Origin of the sequence: Aeromonas sp. FDAARGOS 1404, from assembly GCF_019047085.1 — a bacterium.
Lineage (GTDB): Bacteria > Pseudomonadota > Gammaproteobacteria > Enterobacterales > Aeromonadaceae > Aeromonas > Aeromonas veronii.
Genome location: NZ_CP077237.1, coordinates 702,711 through 718,190 on the forward strand (window position 1 = coordinate 702,711; position 15,480 = coordinate 718,190).

11 protein-coding genes are annotated in these 15,480 nt (G+C 61.6%); 8 read left to right on the forward strand and 3 right to left on the reverse strand.

All coding sequences use genetic code 11. The annotated features are described in order from the left end of the window. The first annotated feature begins 142 nt into the window (after positions 1 to 142). The 8 genes from xthA to I6L34_RS03150 all read left to right on the forward strand — a co-directional run bounded on the left by xthA (position 143) and on the right by I6L34_RS03150 (position 12,518). Positions 143 to 949 carry an exodeoxyribonuclease III gene (gene xthA, locus I6L34_RS03115; protein ID WP_005337776.1) on the forward strand — a complete coding sequence of 269 codons (807 nt, stop codon included), beginning with the start codon at positions 143 to 145 and terminating at the stop codon, positions 947 to 949. Between the two features lie 399 nt (positions 950 to 1,348). After that, positions 1,349 to 2,548, forward strand: a complete 1,200-nt coding sequence (locus I6L34_RS03120; protein WP_216956862.1) for an efflux RND transporter periplasmic adaptor subunit — start codon at positions 1,349 to 1,351, stop codon at positions 2,546 to 2,548. 9 nt (positions 2,549 to 2,557) lie between these two features. After that, a complete protein-coding gene (locus tag I6L34_RS03125; RefSeq protein WP_216955612.1) occupies positions 2,558 to 5,668 on the forward strand; it encodes an efflux RND transporter permease subunit in 3,111 nt (1,036 codons plus the stop codon). A 116-nt stretch (positions 5,669 to 5,784) separates the two neighbouring features. After that, positions 5,785 to 6,537 carry an ABC transporter substrate-binding protein gene (locus I6L34_RS03130; RefSeq protein WP_075115236.1) on the forward strand — a complete coding sequence of 251 codons (753 nt, stop codon included), beginning with the start codon at positions 5,785 to 5,787 and terminating at the stop codon, positions 6,535 to 6,537. Positions 6,538 to 6,594: 57 nt separating this feature from the next. After that, entirely contained in the window at positions 6,595 to 7,095 is a 501-nt protein-coding gene (locus tag I6L34_RS03135) for a hypothetical protein (RefSeq protein ID WP_058058838.1), read from the forward strand. A gap of 296 nt (positions 7,096 to 7,391) precedes the next feature. Continuing rightward, positions 7,392 to 8,915: an efflux RND transporter periplasmic adaptor subunit gene (locus tag I6L34_RS03140; protein WP_216955614.1), complete on the forward strand. Its 1,524-nt coding sequence runs from the start codon at positions 7,392 to 7,394 to the stop codon at positions 8,913 to 8,915. 76 nt (positions 8,916 to 8,991) lie between these two features. Further along, positions 8,992 to 12,120 (forward strand): efflux RND transporter permease subunit, encoded by a 3,129-nt coding sequence (locus I6L34_RS03145; RefSeq protein WP_216955616.1) that lies wholly within the window; start codon positions 8,992 to 8,994, stop codon positions 12,118 to 12,120. A 44-nt stretch (positions 12,121 to 12,164) separates the two neighbouring features. After that, a complete protein-coding gene (locus I6L34_RS03150) occupies positions 12,165 to 12,518 on the forward strand; it encodes a copper-binding protein (RefSeq protein ID WP_040067936.1) in 354 nt (117 codons plus the stop codon). A 118-nt stretch (positions 12,519 to 12,636) separates the two neighbouring features. Here the strand turns inward: I6L34_RS03150 and I6L34_RS03155 are convergent, their stop codons facing one another. The 3 genes from I6L34_RS03155 to I6L34_RS03165 all read right to left on the reverse strand — a co-directional run bounded on the left by I6L34_RS03155 (position 12,637) and on the right by I6L34_RS03165 (position 15,478). Further along, positions 12,637 to 13,554 (reverse strand): iron-siderophore ABC transporter substrate-binding protein, encoded by a 918-nt coding sequence (locus tag I6L34_RS03155; RefSeq protein ID WP_058055872.1) that lies wholly within the window; start codon positions 13,552 to 13,554, stop codon positions 12,637 to 12,639. Positions 13,555 to 13,637: 83 nt separating this feature from the next. Then, the gene (locus tag I6L34_RS03160) at positions 13,638 to 14,441 is read right to left on the reverse strand and encodes an ABC transporter ATP-binding protein (RefSeq protein ID WP_216955618.1); all 804 of its coding nucleotides are present in this window, start codon (positions 14,439 to 14,441) and stop codon (positions 13,638 to 13,640) included. Further along, positions 14,441 to 15,478 (reverse strand): iron chelate uptake ABC transporter family permease subunit, encoded by a 1,038-nt coding sequence (locus I6L34_RS03165; RefSeq protein WP_216955622.1) that lies wholly within the window; start codon positions 15,476 to 15,478, stop codon positions 14,441 to 14,443. The genes I6L34_RS03160 and I6L34_RS03165 overlap by 1 nt, the downstream gene beginning before the upstream one ends. Positions 15,479 to 15,480 lie beyond the last annotated feature (2 nt).

Here is a 15,480-nt window from a genome sequence, read left to right on the forward strand (position 1 = left end):
CGCTTCACCTTGCTGACAGCCTCTCGCGACGGATCGTGAACAGGTTACCAAGCCGCTGCACCAGTCACAGCCCCCGAACTTGCATCCACCGCCGATTCCTAGTCCAATAGCCACTTATAAAAATGACATGAGCATCCTGGACATGAAGATCATCTCTTTCAATATCAACGGCCTGCGCGCCCGTCTGCACCAGCTGCAAGCCATCATCGACAAGCACCAGCCCGATGTGATCGGCCTGCAGGAGATCAAGGTGCACGATGAAGCCTTCCCGCTGGCCGATGTGGAGGCCATGGGCTATCACGTGGAGTTTCACGGCCAGAAGGCCCACTACGGGGTCGCCATCATGAGCAAGCAGAAGCCGGTCAAGGTGGAGAAAGGCTTCCCCACCGATGATGAAGAAGCCCAGCGCCGGATGATCATGGCCACCTTCGAGCGCGAAGACGGCTCCCTCATCAAGGTGATGAACGGCTACTTCCCGCAGGGTGAAAGTCAGGATCACGAGACCAAGTTCCCGGCCAAGCAGAAGTTCTACGAGGATCTGCAGCACTACCTCGAGACCAACCACACCCCGGACGACCAGCTGGTGCTGATCGGGGATATGAATATCTCCCCCACCGATCTCGACATCGGCATCGGCGAGGCAAACCGCAAGCGCTGGCTGCGGGATGGCAAATGCTCCTTCCTGCCCATCGAGCGCGAATGGATGGAGCGCCTGAAAGGGTTTGGCCTGACCGACACCTTCCGCGCCGCCAACCCCACCGAGTGCGAGCGTTTCTCCTGGTTTGACTACCGCTCCAAGGGCTTTGACGAGAACCGCGGCCTGCGCATCGACCTCATCATGGCCTCCGACGCCCTCAAGGACAAGGTGACCGAGACCGGTATCGACTACGAGCTGCGCGGCATCGAGAAACCCTCCGACCACGCCCCCATCTGGGCCTGCTTCGCCTGATACGGCGCAAGATTAACCGATGAGCCGCGACGAATTCGTAAACTGTGAAGCGGCTCGCGGTTGCCGGCGATAAAAGGGCGTAAAAAACCCATCCAGACAAGGTGCCTTATGGCACCTTATTTTTTTTGCAGCAAGGAGTGGCTGGCGTGATACGGTTGCGAAGAGCCCTGGCCCGGGATGAACATCCCCGAAGCCCCCCGCCCATATCGGAAAAGTCAGACTTTTTTCGTCAATCGGCAACCCTAATTGCCACTTTGAGAAGGTTGTGTTCAAGGTTGCCGCCCTATCATCTCCCATTCCAATCATAAAGAAGTTGTTTTTTTAATCATGAAGTTAATGATGTGTATGGAGAAACATGCTGAACGCAGCAGCCGAAATCGATCCAACAGGAGTGTGATGATGAAGGTGTCCAATGCCGGAAGAGAGGTTTACAAACGCAGCTTGCTGACCCTGGCGCTGATCAGCGGTCTGAGCGCCTGTGGCGGCGAGACGACCCAGACGGCACAGAGCATGCCCGCCGTCCCTGTGGTGGTCGCCGAGGTCAAGCTGACCGATGTGCCGCTCACCACCGAGATGGTGGGAGAGACCGCCGGTTTTCGCGAGATCGATGTGCGCTCCCGGGTCAGTGGCATCCTGCTCAAGCGCACTTATGTGGAAGGCCAGCCGGTTACCGCCGGTCAGGAGCTGTTTCTGATTGACCCTGAGCCCTACAAGGTGGCACTGGAGCAGGCCAAAGGGACTTTGGCTCAGGAGCAGGCCCGTCTCAACAAGGCCCGTGCCGACCGGGATCGCATCATTCCCCTCTTCAAGCGTCAGGTGGTGAGTCGCAAGGACTATGACGACACCATCGCCAACTACGAAGCGGCCATCGCCAGCCATCAGGCCGCTCAGGCCAAGGTGAAAGAGGCGGAGCTCAACCTCAGCTACACCCAGGTGACCGCCCCTATCAACGGCATGGCGAGCAAGAGCTCCCAGTCCGAAGGGAGCCTTATCTCCACCAGCGGCGACAACGGCCTGCTCACTACCATCACCCAGTTTGATCCGCTCTACGTTAACTTCTCCTACTCGGAGCAGGATCGCCTCAACTTCGAAAACTCGGTAAAGAAAGGGGTGATTGAGGCTAAGGATGCCACCACCTGGCGCACCCATATTCGTCTGGCCGATGGCTCCCTCTATCCGGAGGCGGGCAAGCTCAACTTCTCCGACAACCGGGTCGATCCCCAGACCGGCACCATCCGTGCCCGTGCCATCTTCGACAACAAGGACGGCGTACTGCTGCCCGGCCAGTTTGTCCGTATGACCATCGATCTGGGCACCCGCAAAAACGCCATCGTGGTGCCGCCGCGCGCCATCGTCCAGTCCCAGGCTGACCGCATGGTGATGGTGGTCGATGCCGACAACAAGGTAGTGCCCCGTCCGGTGACCCTGGGCGCGGCAGTCGACTCCGGCGTGCTGATCGAGAGCGGCCTGCAGGCAGGTGAGCGCTATATCGTCGAAGGCTTGATGAAGGCTCGCCCCGGCGCCGTGGTAAAACCTGTCTCTGCCGACGAGATGAAGGCGATCACCGGCAAGGTGGTCAGCCAGTCTGCGGCCAAGTAAGGAGCCCGTATGTTTTCCAAGTTCTTCATAGAACGCCCCATCTTCGCCAGCGTGATTTCGATCATTATCGTGCTGGGCGGTTTGGCGGCGATGCGGGCGCTCCCCATCGAGCAATATCCCCAGATCACCCCGCCGGTGGTCTCGGTCACGGCGTTTTATCCGGGCGCAACCCCGGAGGTGATCTCCCAGACCGTGGCTGCGCCGCTGGAGCAGCAGATCAACGGCGTCGAGCGGATGATCTACATGCAGTCGGGGTCGGCCTCCAACGGCCAGATGAACCTCAACGTCTACTTCGAGATCGGCACCGATCCGGATCAGGCCACCATCAACGTCAACAACCGGGTCTCGGCCGCCATGGCCCAGCTGCCGGAAGAGGTGAAAAAGCAGGGGGTGACGGTCAAGAAGAAATCGACCTCCATCCTGCAGGTGGTTACCCTCCAGTCACCGAACGGCTCGTTTGATACCACCTATCTGTCGAACTACGCCCTGCTCAACATCATCGACGAGCTCAAGCGGATTCCCGGCATCGGTGATACCACCTTGTTTGGCGGTACCGACTATGCGATGCGTATCTGGCTCAGGCCGGATCGACTGGCTCAGCTCGAGCTCACCCCGAGCGACGTGATCGGCGCCATTCGCGAGCAGAACACCCAGTTCGCAGCAGGCAAGATCGGTGCTCAGCCCACCACGGCCCCCATCGACTTCACCTACACGGTGCAGACCAAGGGGCGCCTTGAGGATGTGAAGGAGTTCCAGAACATCATCGTCCGCTCCATGCCCGATGGTTCCAAGATCCGGGTCCGCGATGTCGCCCGGGTCGAGCTGGGGGGCAAGGATTATGATCTGGTCGCCCGCGCCAACGGCAAACCGGCCATCGGTATTGCCACCTATCTGCAACCGGGCGCCAACGCCGTCGCGGTTGCCGATGCGGTACATGCCACCATGGAGCGACTCAAGGAGCGCTTCCCGCAGGATATCGAGTACCAGATCCCCTATGACACCACCGAGTTCGTGAAGATCTCCATCGAAGAGGTGGTACACACCCTGTTCGAGGCGATCGTACTGGTGTTCGTGGTGGTCTATCTGTTCCTGCAGAACTTACGCGCCACCCTGATCCCCTGTATCGCGGTGCCGGTGTCGCTCATCGGGACCTTCGCCGGCATGCTGGTGCTCGGTTTCTCCATCAACCTGCTGACCCTGTTCGGCATGGTGCTTGCCATCGGTATCGTGGTGGATGACGCCATCGTGGTGCTGGAGAACGTCGAGCGGATCATGAGCGAGAAGAAGTGCTCCGCCAAAGAGGCTGCCATCCTCGCCATGCAGGAGGTCTCCGGTCCGGTGGTCGCCATCGTGCTGGTGCTCTGCGCCGTGTTCCTGCCGGTCGCCTTTATGGGTGGCATGACCGGGGTGATGTACAAACAGTTCGCCATCACGGTCGCGGTCTCGGTCGCCATCTCCGGTCTGGTGGCACTGACTCTCTCCCCGGCTCTCTGCGCCGTGTTGCTGAAAGAGGGGCACCACAAACCGGCCCGCTTCTTCGTCTGGTTCAACGAAAAATTTGACCAGCTGACCCGCGGCTATGTACGGGGTGTGGCCTTCCTGAACCGTCGGGTGGGGGTCGCCTTTGCCATCATCGCCGTGCTGATCCTCTCCATCTACGGCCTCTTCCTGAAAGTGCCGGGCGAACTGGTACCGAACGAAGATCAGGGCTACCTCATCTCCGCCGTCATGCTGCCGGATGCGGCCGCGATGAGCCGGACCCAGGCGGTAGCGGATCAGTTCGACAAGATCGCCATGGCCAACCCCCATGTGAAGGATGTGATCACCTTCTCGGGCTTTGATATTCTCTCCAATGCCATCATCAGCAACAGCGGCATGACCTTCATTACCCTGAAGGACTGGAGCGAGCGTCAGGGGGCCGGACAGGACTCCTTCTCGCTGGCCAAGACCTTCCAGGGCTTGAGCCTGATGGGGCTGGCGGATGGCTTTGTCGCCTCCTTCAACCCGCCTCCCATTCAGGGGATGTCCACCACAGGTGGCCTTGAGGCCTATCTGCAAAACCGTGGCACCGGCAACGCCCAGGCCTTCTCAGGCGAAGTGCAACGCTTCCTCGAAGCGGCCAAGGCGCGCCCGGAGTTTGCCAGCGTCACCAGCACCTACCGCGCCAACGTGCCGCAGGTCTATCTGGATCTGGACCGCGAAAAAGCCAAGGCGCTTGGGCTGCCGATCAACGCGGTGTTCGACACCATGCAGGCCACCTTCGGCCAGGTCTATGTCAACGACTTCAACCAGTTCGGCCGTACCTACCGGGTGCAGTTGCAATCCGAGGCAGACTATCGCGCCAAGAAGAGCGACATCCGCAACGTCTATGTCCGCTCCGACAAGGGGGAGATGATCCCGCTCAGCAGTCTGGTGACGGTGCGTGATGCCACCGGCCCCGAACTGGTCGAACGCTTCAACATCTTCCAGGCCGCCAAGATCATGGCACAGCCTGCCCCTGGCTACAGCTCGGGTCAGGCCATCGCCGCGCTGGAAGAGGTTGCTAATGAAGCTCTTGGCAACGACGCCAAGCTGGAATGGACCGGCTCCGCCTATCAGGAGAAAGCGGCCGCAGGCAGCGCTGGCATGGCCTTTGGTTTCGGTATCGTGATGATCTTCCTCATTCTGGCCGCCCAGTATGAGCGCTGGAGCCTGCCGTTTGCGGTGATCACCGCCGTACCGTTCGCCCTGTTCGGTGCCCTGCTCGCCACCTGGCTGGTGGGGCTGACCAACAACGTCTACTTCCAGATCGGGCTGGTGACCCTGGTCGGCCTTGCCGCCAAGAACGCCATCCTGATCGTGGAGTTCGCGGTGATGAAGCACGAAGAGGGGATGAGCCTCATCGAGTCGGCACTGGAGGCGGCGCGCCTGCGTTTCCGTCCCATCGTGATGACCTCGCTCGCCTTCATCCTCGGCTGTGTGCCGCTGGTCACCTCCAGCGGGGCCGGTGCGGCAAGCCGTCACGCCCTCGGCTGGCCGGTCATCGGCGGCATGCTGGCGGCCACCTTTATCGCCATCTTCTTTATCCCGCTCTTCTTCCGCCTCATCATGAGAGGATCGGAAAAGCGCGCCAAGCAGTAACGCTCTCCCCAGGCGTTCCACCGATAACAAAATACCCCCGCCCGTGCGGGGGTATTTTTTTGTCTGCGGTGTGCTTCAATGACACACATCGAGACTTTTTTGCACAGGATCCGGATATGCTGGCTCAGCTCTGGCTCGCGACGACCTTGACGACCACTACCCTCTCCGCCTGTGGTCATCACGATTATCCCCCCTGGAACTGGCTGAGCGATGGCAAGATTATCGGCGTTTGTGCCGAAGTAGCCAGTACCCTCTATCAACGGTTGGGTTTCAATGTGGATCTCGCCTATGTGGGCCCCTGGGCCCGCTGTCAGCAGAAAGTGGCGAAAGGAGAGGTCGACATCAATATCTGTGCGCTGCGCAACGAAGAGAGAGCGCACTACTCCCGCTTTACCCGAACCCCCATGGCCATCAATGACATGGCGGTGTTCGTGCGCCAACCCGGCAGCCGCTTGTTGCAACGACGGGAGGACCTGACCGGACTGCGGGGCGCCATGATGATAGGCGTTAGCCTTGGCAGCGAAATGGATGATTTTTTGCAAGAGAATACCCGCATCTACAGGGTCAACTCCCTCAAGCAGGTATTTGGCCTGCTGGCCAGTGACCGGGTCGACTTCGTTCCTTATGGCCGCTCTTCCGGTCGCCTGTTTCTGAGCGACAATTACCCGGACAGCGGGCTGGCTGATCTGCAGTGGCCACTGCAGCGCGGTGAGCTCTATATTTCTGTTTCACTGCAATCCACCCATCTTGACACCCTCGAACAACTGGAGCCCATGTTGCAAGCGCCCGGCATGAGTCAATGGATAGACCAGTTGCTGGAAAAGTACAGTGACCTCTACCTGCAACAGCAGCGCCAGCAGAAGCCTTGACCTTCTCCTGCGAGCAAGGTTTAGAGTTTGGCAACTTATTCCCGAAGGATGCTCGGATTGTCACTCACCCAGCTTGCTGCAAGATTGCCCTGTGTTGCTCTGGCCCGGCTATTGCTGGCGCTGCTGCTCGTCTGCAATCTGACCCTCTGCATCAGCTGGCATGGTTCTCCCCCCGCCTCCGAGCCGACCCCAAACAGCGCCCAGTCGATGGTGATGTTCGATTCATCCATGGCGGTTGCGGATGACGATATCTCTCATGCAATGCTCGCTATGGATCACTCGGGCGATGTCATGCCTCTCTCCTGCCATCAGGGAGACGAGGGGTCAGCCATGGGCGATGAGTGCCAGATGCAGACCGGCGTCAATGCTCTCTCCTTCGGCGCGATGGCTCTGCTGGGTGTATTGGTCGCCCTGCTGATCTTCCCCCTGCTGCTTGGCAACAACGTCGCAGCGTCACTGCTTGATAACTGGTTGCGGGATCCCTTCCTGCGCTCCCGCGGTACTCACCCTCCTTCCTGGCCGCGCCGACATCTGATGCTGTCGGTGTTACGCCACTAGAAAGTCCTTCTCTTGCGGCAGCGACAAGCCTTGGCTTGTCAGTTTTCTGCAGCCTTGCCTGACCCTGCGCCCCGGCCAAACCGGTCCGCTCACAGGGAGCCGTGCGCACTGATACAGCTGCGCCCCGTTTGCCGCCAGCCCCTTGGGTGATGCCTTGCACCTCACCCGACCGGCGGCCTGCAAAAGAGAAGACGTATTATGTCACCAGCCCACTTTTCACCGTCCAAGGTTGCTGCCTTCGCGGGCGCCTTATCCTCCTGCACTTTCTGCATGCAGATCCGCGCCGGAGGCCAGTCATGAACAAGATCATCCTGATGTCGGCCCTGCTGCTCGCCCTTGGTGCCGGTGGCGGCTACTGGGCCGCCAAACAGACCTCCGATGGCGCCAGTGTCAAAGAGAAGACGCCCCTTTACTGGGTCAACCCCATGGATCCCCGCGACAAGCGCGACGGCCCGGCCAAGGACAACATGGGGATGGACTTTATCCCCGTCTATGAGGAACAAAAAAACGGCTCGCCGGGCACCGTCACCATCAGCCCCGAGATCCAGCAGAACCTGGGGGTGCGCCTTGCTAAGGTGGAAAAATTGCCCATCCACCAGCAGATCGAAACGGTGGGCTACGTCGGCTATGACGAAGACCGACTGGAGGCGGTCAACGCCCGCATGGCGGGCTGGATCCGCACCCTCGCCATCAAGAGCGAGGGGCAGCAGGTGAGTAAGGGGAGCCTGATTTACGAGCTCTACGCCCCGGATCTGGTCAACGCCCAGCACGAGTACCTGCTGGCACTCAACACCGCCAATCCGCTGCTGCTGCGCGCCGCCGAGGGCAAGCTCAAGTCCCTGCAGGTGCCGGCAGATCAGATTGCGGCCCTCAAGCGCAGCCGTCAGGTGCAGGAGACGGTGCGTATCTATGCCCCAAGCAGCGGTTATGTCTCCGAGCTGAAAGTGCGCGAAGGCCAGTATGTGGAGCCCGCTGCGGCGCTGTTTAACATCAGCACCCTCAAGCAGGTGTGGGTCAGTGCCGAGGTATTCGAGCGCCAGGCAGCCCAGCTGAAGGTGGGGGATCCGGTCACCATGACTCTCGACTATGCCCCCGGTCGCAGTTGGCAAGGTAAGGTGGATTACCTCTACCCGACACTGGACGCAGCTACTCGCACCCTCAAGGTGCGACTGCGCTTTGACAACCCGGACGAGTTTTTGAAACCCAATATGTTTGCCAAGGTGAGCATTCGCACCGGGCAGGGAGAGCCGCAATTGGTGGTGCCGAGCGAAGCTGTGATCCGCACCGGCAGTCAGGATCGGCTGGTGCTGGCGCTGGGGGATGGCAACTTCAAGTCGGTCGCCATCACTCTCGGCCCCCAGTTTGGCGACAAGGTTGCCATCAAGGCAGGGGTGGAAGCGGGTGACAGCATAGTCAGCTCGACCCAGTTCCTGCTCGACTCCGAGTCGGCCATCGATTCAGACTTCCAGCGTATGACTGCAGTGCGCCCCGCCCAGGTGTGGACCCAGGGCGAGGTTGAAAGCATCGATCTGGCCAACCGCACCCTGATGGTCTCCCACCAGCCCATCCCCGAGTGGCAGTGGCCCGCCATGGAGATGGAATTCACCGTCGCCGAAGGGGTCGACATCAGCCAGCTGGCCGAGGGGCAGACCCTCCATCTGCAGGTGATGCAGGATGGGGATGAGTACCGCATCACCAACATCCATCAGGAGAAGGCAACCGCTACTGACGGCGAAGCCAAGCCTGCGTCGGATGAGATGGAAGGCATGGACCATAGCCAGCATCAGATGGCGATGCCCGAGATGGAGAAGAAGTCATGATCCCGTCGATCTCTTGCCGCTTTACTAGCAACCATGTCCTGCCGTTCACGCCATGCCAAGAGGGAGGAGCCAGATCATGATCCCTTCCATCATTCGCTGGTCCATCGGCAACCGCTTTCTGGTGCTGCTATTGACCCTCATGCTCACCGCCTGGGGGCTCTGGTCGGTCAAACAGACCCCGGTGGACGCCCTGCCGGATCTCTCCGACGTACAGGTGATCATCAAGACGGCCTATCCGGGCCAGGCGCCCCAGGTGGTGGAGGATCAGGTGACTTACCCGCTCACCACCGCCATGCTGGCGGTGCCGGGGGCCACCACGGTGCGCGGCTACTCCTTCTTCGGCGACTCCTTCGTCTATGTGCTGTTTGACGACAACACCGACCTCTACTGGGCCCGCGCCCGGGTGCTGGAGTATTTGAGCCAGGTTGCCCCCAACCTACCCGCCTCTGCCCGTCCCCAGCTCGGCCCCGATGCCACCGGGGTGGGCTGGGTCTATCAGTACGCGCTGGTGGACAGAACCGGCAAGCATGACCTCAGCCAGCTCACCTCGCTGCAGAACTGGTTCCTCAAGTACGAGTTGCAGACGGTTGAGGGGGTCTCCGAGGTCGCTACAGTCGGTGGCATGGTGCGCCAGTATCAGGTGCGGGTCGATCCGGACAAGCTGCGCGCCTACGGCATTCCGCTCTCCCTTATCGAGACCGCCATCAAACAGGGCAATCAGGAGACCGGCGCCTCCGTCATCGAGATGGCGGAAGCGGAGTACATGGTGCGCTCCAACGGCTATCTGAAGAGTGTCGAGGATCTGAAGCAGATCCCGCTCGGCACCACGGTACGCGGCGCCCCGCTGCTGCTGGGTGACGTGGCGGATGTAGTCACCGGCCCCCAGAGCCGGCGCGGTCTGGCCGAGCTCAACGGCGAAGGGGAAGTGGTGGGCGGCATCATAGTGATGCGCTACGGCGAGAATGCCCAGCACACCATCAACGGGGTCAAGACGCGGCTCGCCCAGCTGAAGAGCAGCCTGCCGGAGGGGGTGGAGGTGGTCACCGTCTACGATCGCTCCGACCTTATCCAGCGCGCCATCGATAACCTCTCCGGCAAGCTGGTGGAGGAGTTCGCAGTGGTGGTGCTGGTCTGTCTGGCCTTCCTGTTCCACCTGCGCTCGTCGCTGGTGGTGGTCATCACCCTGCCCATCGCCATCCTGACCGCCTTTATCGTCATGCACCTGCAGGGGATCAACGCCAACATCATGTCGCTCGGGGGCATCGCCATCGCCATCGGCGCCATGGTGGATGGCGCCATCGTGATGATCGAGAACGTCCACAAACACATGGAGCGGGAGGCGCTCACCGACAAGAACCGCTGGCGCATCATCACGGAGGCGAGCATCGAGGTGGGGCCCGCCATCTTCTTCTCCCTGCTGATCATCACCATCAGCTTCCTGCCAGTGTTCGCGCTGGAGGCGCAGGAGGGGCGGATGTTCCACCCGCTCGCCTACACCAAGACCTACGCCATGGCGGCGGCGGCCGGGCTCGCCATCACTCTCGTTCCGGTGATCATGGGTTACTTCATCCGTGGCAAGGTGCTGGCGGAGCAGGCCAACCCGCTGAACCGCTGGCTAAGCCAGGGCTATGTGCCGCTGCTCAAAGCCGTCTTGGCCCGTCCGAAAACCACTCTGGCTGTCGCCGCCGTGGTGACGGTGGCGGGCTTCTGGCCGCTCAAGTACCTGGGCTCCGAGTTTATTCCGCCGCTCGATGAGGGGGACATCATGTATATGCCCACCACCGCGGCCAATATCTCGGTGGGCAAGGCGCGGGAGATTTTGCAGCAGACCGACAAGCTCATTCGCACCGTGCCCGAGGTGCAGAACGTGTTCGGCAAGGCGGGGCGCGCCGAAACCGCCACCGACCCTGCCGATCTGGTGATGATGGAGACCAGCATCCAGCTCAAGCCCCGGGATCAGTGGCGCCCCGGCATGACCCCGGAGAAGCTGAAAGAGGAGCTCGACTCCCTCATCCGCTTCCCCGGCCTCACCAACGCCTGGGTGCCCCCCATCAAGACCCGCATCGACATGCTTGCCACCGGTATCAAGACCCCGGTCGGCATCAAGATAGCGGGGCCGGATCTCAAGGTGATCCAGCAACTCGGCCAACAGCTCGAACAGATCGTTGGCAAGGTGGAGGGCGCCTCATCGGTCTACGCCGAGCGGGTGGCGGGTGGCCGCTACGTGAAGGTGGATATCGACCGGCTCAAAGCGGCCCGCTATGGCCTCAACATCGCCGATGTACAGGCGGTGCTCGCCACCGCAGTGGGCGGCATGGAGGTGGGCCAAACCATCGAGGGGCGCGAACGCTATCCCATCAACCTGCGCTACCCCCAGAGCTATCGCGATTCTGTAGCCAGCTTGGAGCTGCTGCCGGTGGTCACTCCAAGTGGCGCTCGCATCGCGCTGGCGGATGTAGCCCGGGTCTACATCAGCGATGAAGCCCCCATGCTGCGCAGTGAAAACGCGCGGCTCAACGGCTGGGTCTACGTCGATATTCGCGGCCGCGATATCGGCTCCTTCGTCGATGAGGCCAAAGCCGAGGTGGGCAAGCAGCTGGTGCTGCCGGCGGGCTACGCCCTCACCTGGTCTGGCCAATACGAGTACATGGAACGGGCCAAGGCGCGCCTCGCCTACGTGGTGCCGCTGACGGTCGCCATTATCGTGCTGCTGCTCTATCTGGCGTTTCGCCGCGTTCAGGAGGTGCTGCTCATTCTCACCACCTTGCCGCTGGCGGTGGTGGGGGGGATCTGGACCCTCTGGCTGCTCGACTTCAACCTCTCGGTGGCGGTCGGGGTGGGCTTTATCGCTCTGGCGGGGGTGGCGGTAGAGACCGGCGTCTTGATGCTGGTCTACCTCAACCATGCCTGGGATGACCTGGTGGCCAGTGGCAAGCCGGACAAGGCGGGTCTGCACCGGGCGGTGATCCAGGGCGCCGCCCTGCGCCTACGCCCCAAGATGATGACGGTGGTCACCATCATCGCTGGCCTCTTGCCCATCATGTGGAGCCACGGCACCGGATCCGAGGTGATGCAGCGCATCGCCGCCCCCATGATCGGCGGCATGGTGAGCGCGCTGGTGCTAACCCTCTTGGTGCTGCCCGCCGCCTACTACCTGTGGCGCAGTCGCAGCCTTGGCAAGAGCGCGTACCCGCAATCCGAATAACCCGATTTCACGATCCATATTGACTGAACGATAAGGAAACCATCATGAACTACAAAACGCTGACCCTGACCCTGCTGCTTGGCCTTGCCACCCAGACCAACCTGCAAGCCGAAGAGATGATGCACCATGAAGGGCACGATATGAGTCAGACGGGTGAGATGAGCGAACAGGCCGCAATGGTGATGACCAAGGGGGTCATTACCCGCCTCGATGAGGGGAGCGGCAAGGTCGGCATCAAGCACGAGGCGATCGAGAATCTCAAGATGCCCGCCATGACCATGGTCTTTCGAGTGGCAGATCCGGCCCAGCTCAAGGGGCTGAAGGTGGGGGATGCCATCCACTTTCATGCCGAAAGCCAGAGCGGCAAGCTCACAGTGACAGCCATCCAGCCGCAATAAACGGCTCTGGCTCGCCAAGAGGTCACGATAGACAGTGACAACGCAAGAGGGAGCCATCAGCCTCCCTCTTCTTTTGATCAACCTGTTCGTGTGGTCAACCTCTGGCACGCGATAGCACTCAGCTGCGGGTTGACAGCAACTGCTCCACATCCTCGATCACCTTGAGAGCCGCCTGCGGGCCGCCGCTGGAGGTCCAGAGCGACCCATCCACAGCGCCAAAGCGCTTGGCTTTGATCACCGGCAACTGCTGGAACGCTGGGGTCTGCTCCGCCTGACGCATGGCATCCACCGCATCACCGGTGGCGCTCAGGGTGCCGACCACCAGCCAGTCGGCATCCAGCAGGTTGAGGGACTCCAGACTCAGCGCCGGTGAGTGGGGTGCGCCAGTACCCTGCTGCTTGCTTGGGCGTACCAGCCCCATCGACTCCACTACGCTGCTGGCAAAGGTGCCCTGATACATAAAGCTCGGCCCCTTGGGGTTCCAGCGCACTATGCTGATGCTCTCCCCCTGATGATTGGCAAGCTTGCTGCGGGCCTGAGTCAACCGCTCGGCATACTGCAGCAAGAAAGTATCCCCTTGCTGGTCGCGGTTAAGGGTGTGGGCGGTGCGGCGGAAGCTATCCTGCCACGGCTCCCCCCACTTGCTGGTCACCACGGTCGGCGCGATCTCCCCCAGCAAGGTAAGCAGTTCGGGACGGGTCTGGCCGGTCAGGATAAGGTCGGGCTCCAGCGCAATCAGCGACTCCAGATTGGGGCTGTCGAGATCGCCGATCACCTGGATCCCCATACCCGCCTTGTTAAGCAAATAGCGAGGCAAGGTGGGTTGACCACGGCCATTGACGGCGCCGATGGGGGTCAGTCCCAGGGTCAGGGTGCTGTCGAGTTCGAGCTCGCTCAGCACCACCACCCGCGTTGGCTGGACTGGCACCTGCACCTTCTGGCCAAACGCATCGGTCACTTCACGCATCTCCTGCGCCTGAACCAGCGGCGCAGCCAGCATCAGGATGGCTGCTGCCAGGGCGGCAAAACGCTTCATCATCTCACTCCTTCTCGTTGCACGGCACGGATAATCGGCCGCGTGAATACACTCGGTGGACCAATAGAGCAGTCCCATATGACTCAACTCGCCGAACGCAGGGTGCGGCCATGTTCGTGGCGACGGGGTACGATAATGGGCGCCCCGTCACCGGGGGCATGCAGAATGTCGACACTGGTCTGGTAGAGCTGGTCGATCAGGGATTTGGTCACCACCTCCCAGGCCGGGCCCATGGCGGCAATGGTCCCCTCGCCGATGGCGATCAGCTCGTCACAGTAGCGGGCCGCCATCGCCAGATCGTGGATCACCAGCAGCACGGTTTTGCCCTCGGCGGTGATGCGATGAATCGCCTCCATCACCTCGGTCTGGTGACCGATATCGAGGGCACTGGTGGGCTCGTCAAGCAGCACCATGTCGCTGTCCTGCGCCAGGATCATCGCCAGCCACGCCCGCTGTGCCTGCCCGCCGGAGAGGGACGCGGCGCTCTGCTGCCAGATCCCCTCAAGCTGCATTCGCTCGCAGGCAATACGCACCATGCGGGCATCCTCCTCACCCCACTGATTGAACCAGCCCTGATGGGGGTGGCGGCCATACTGCACCAGCTGCTCAACCAGAATGCCGGCAGGCAGGGTCGGCCGCTGGGGTAGATAAGCGAGCTCCCGCGCCAGCCCCTTCATGGGGTAGCTGGCAAGCGGCTTGCCCTTGAGCAGGATCTCGCCGCGTTGGGCTTTCATCTGGCCGGATAACAGCTTGAGCAGGGTCGATTTGCCGCAGCCGTTGGGGCCGACGATCCCCACCAGCTTGCCTCTCGGCACGCTGAAGGAGATATCCCGCAGGATGGGCGTCTGCTGATAGGCGAAGTGGAGGCGATTTACGGTGAGCGTCATCAGTCAGCCCTCTGGCGATCATTAACAAGAAGAAACAGCAGCAACAGGCCGCCGAGAATGCGGGTCATGATGCCGGTCGCCACCTCGTGGGGGCTGGCCAGCACCCGGACCAAGGTATCGCTGGCAAGCAGCAGCAGGGCGCCGCTAAGCGCCGCCAGCCAGAGCGGCACCACCCGGTCTTTCACCAGCCAGGAGGCAAGAATGGGGGCCGCCATGGCGATAAAGACCACGGGGCCGCCGATGGCGGTGCCGAGCGCTGCCACCAGAATGGCCTGCGCCAGAACGCCCAACTGCACCCGATCGCCGTTGACGCCAAGCCCTCTGGCCATCTCGGGGCCAAAGCGCAGCACCGCCAGCGAGCGGGAGAGATAGACGATCCAGGGGCAGAGCAGCAGCAACAGGATGGCGATGGGGGTGATGGTGCTGTAACCCACGGCGATAAAGCTGCCCATATTCCACAGATAGAGAGAGCTCAGGTGCAGCAAGGCCTGGGTGGACATCACAAACTGGCCGAGCGCCTCGAACAGCTCGGAGAGGCCGATGCCGATCACCACGAACAGATAGCCCTGCTCACCCGGCTTGCGGCAGAGAGCATAGAGCACCAGCGCCGCGAAGATAGCGCCGATGGGGGCAGCCCACCAGGGCCAGCTGCCCACGGTCAGGTAGAGGGAAAAGATGATGATGGCCAGAGAGGCGCCGTTGTTGACCCCCACCATGTCGGGGGTGGCCAGCCGGTTGCGAACCAGCGTCTGCACCAGACAGCCGGAAAGCCCCATGGCGGCCCCTGCCACCACGACCCCAAGGATGCGCGGCAGCCGGATCTTGAAGAGGGTGAGCTGCTCAAGCCGCGTCCCCTCCCCCAGCAGGGTGTTGACCACCCCGGCAAAGCCGAGCTTGCCGCCGCCAACGCTCAGGGCCAGCAGAGCCAGCGCCAGCAGCGCCATGGCCAGCAGTACCAGCCAGCGCCAGCTCGGCAGATGGATCAGCAAAGAGCGGTTGCCGGCCCGCAGGCAGAGCATATCGGTAGGTGTACGCATCA

What these genes read in the sequence shown, in the direction of transcription:
- xthA (WP_005337776.1), top strand. Translation starts at nt 143, where the DNA reads ATGAAGATCATCTCTTTCAATATCAACGGCCTGCGCGCCCGTCTGCAC.
- I6L34_RS03120 (WP_216956862.1), top strand. Translation starts at nt 1,349, where the DNA reads ATGAAGGTGTCCAATGCCGGAAGAGAGGTTTACAAACGCAGCTTGCTG.
- I6L34_RS03125 (WP_216955612.1), top strand. Translation starts at nt 2,558, where the DNA reads ATGTTTTCCAAGTTCTTCATAGAACGCCCCATCTTCGCCAGCGTGATT.
- I6L34_RS03130 (WP_075115236.1), top strand. Translation starts at nt 5,785, where the DNA reads ATGCTGGCTCAGCTCTGGCTCGCGACGACCTTGACGACCACTACCCTC.
- I6L34_RS03140 (WP_216955614.1), top strand. Translation starts at nt 7,392, where the DNA reads ATGAACAAGATCATCCTGATGTCGGCCCTGCTGCTCGCCCTTGGTGCC.
- I6L34_RS03145 (WP_216955616.1), top strand. Translation starts at nt 8,992, where the DNA reads ATGATCCCTTCCATCATTCGCTGGTCCATCGGCAACCGCTTTCTGGTG.
- I6L34_RS03150 (WP_040067936.1), top strand. Translation starts at nt 12,165, where the DNA reads ATGAACTACAAAACGCTGACCCTGACCCTGCTGCTTGGCCTTGCCACC.
- I6L34_RS03155 (WP_058055872.1), bottom strand. Translation starts at nt 13,554, where the DNA reads ATGAAGCGTTTTGCCGCCCTGGCAGCAGCCATCCTGATGCTGGCTGCG.
- I6L34_RS03160 (WP_216955618.1), bottom strand. Translation starts at nt 14,441, where the DNA reads ATGACGCTCACCGTAAATCGCCTCCACTTCGCCTATCAGCAGACGCCC.
- I6L34_RS03165 (WP_216955622.1), bottom strand. Translation starts at nt 15,478, where the DNA reads ATGCGTACACCTACCGATATGCTCTGCCTGCGGGCCGGCAACCGCTCT.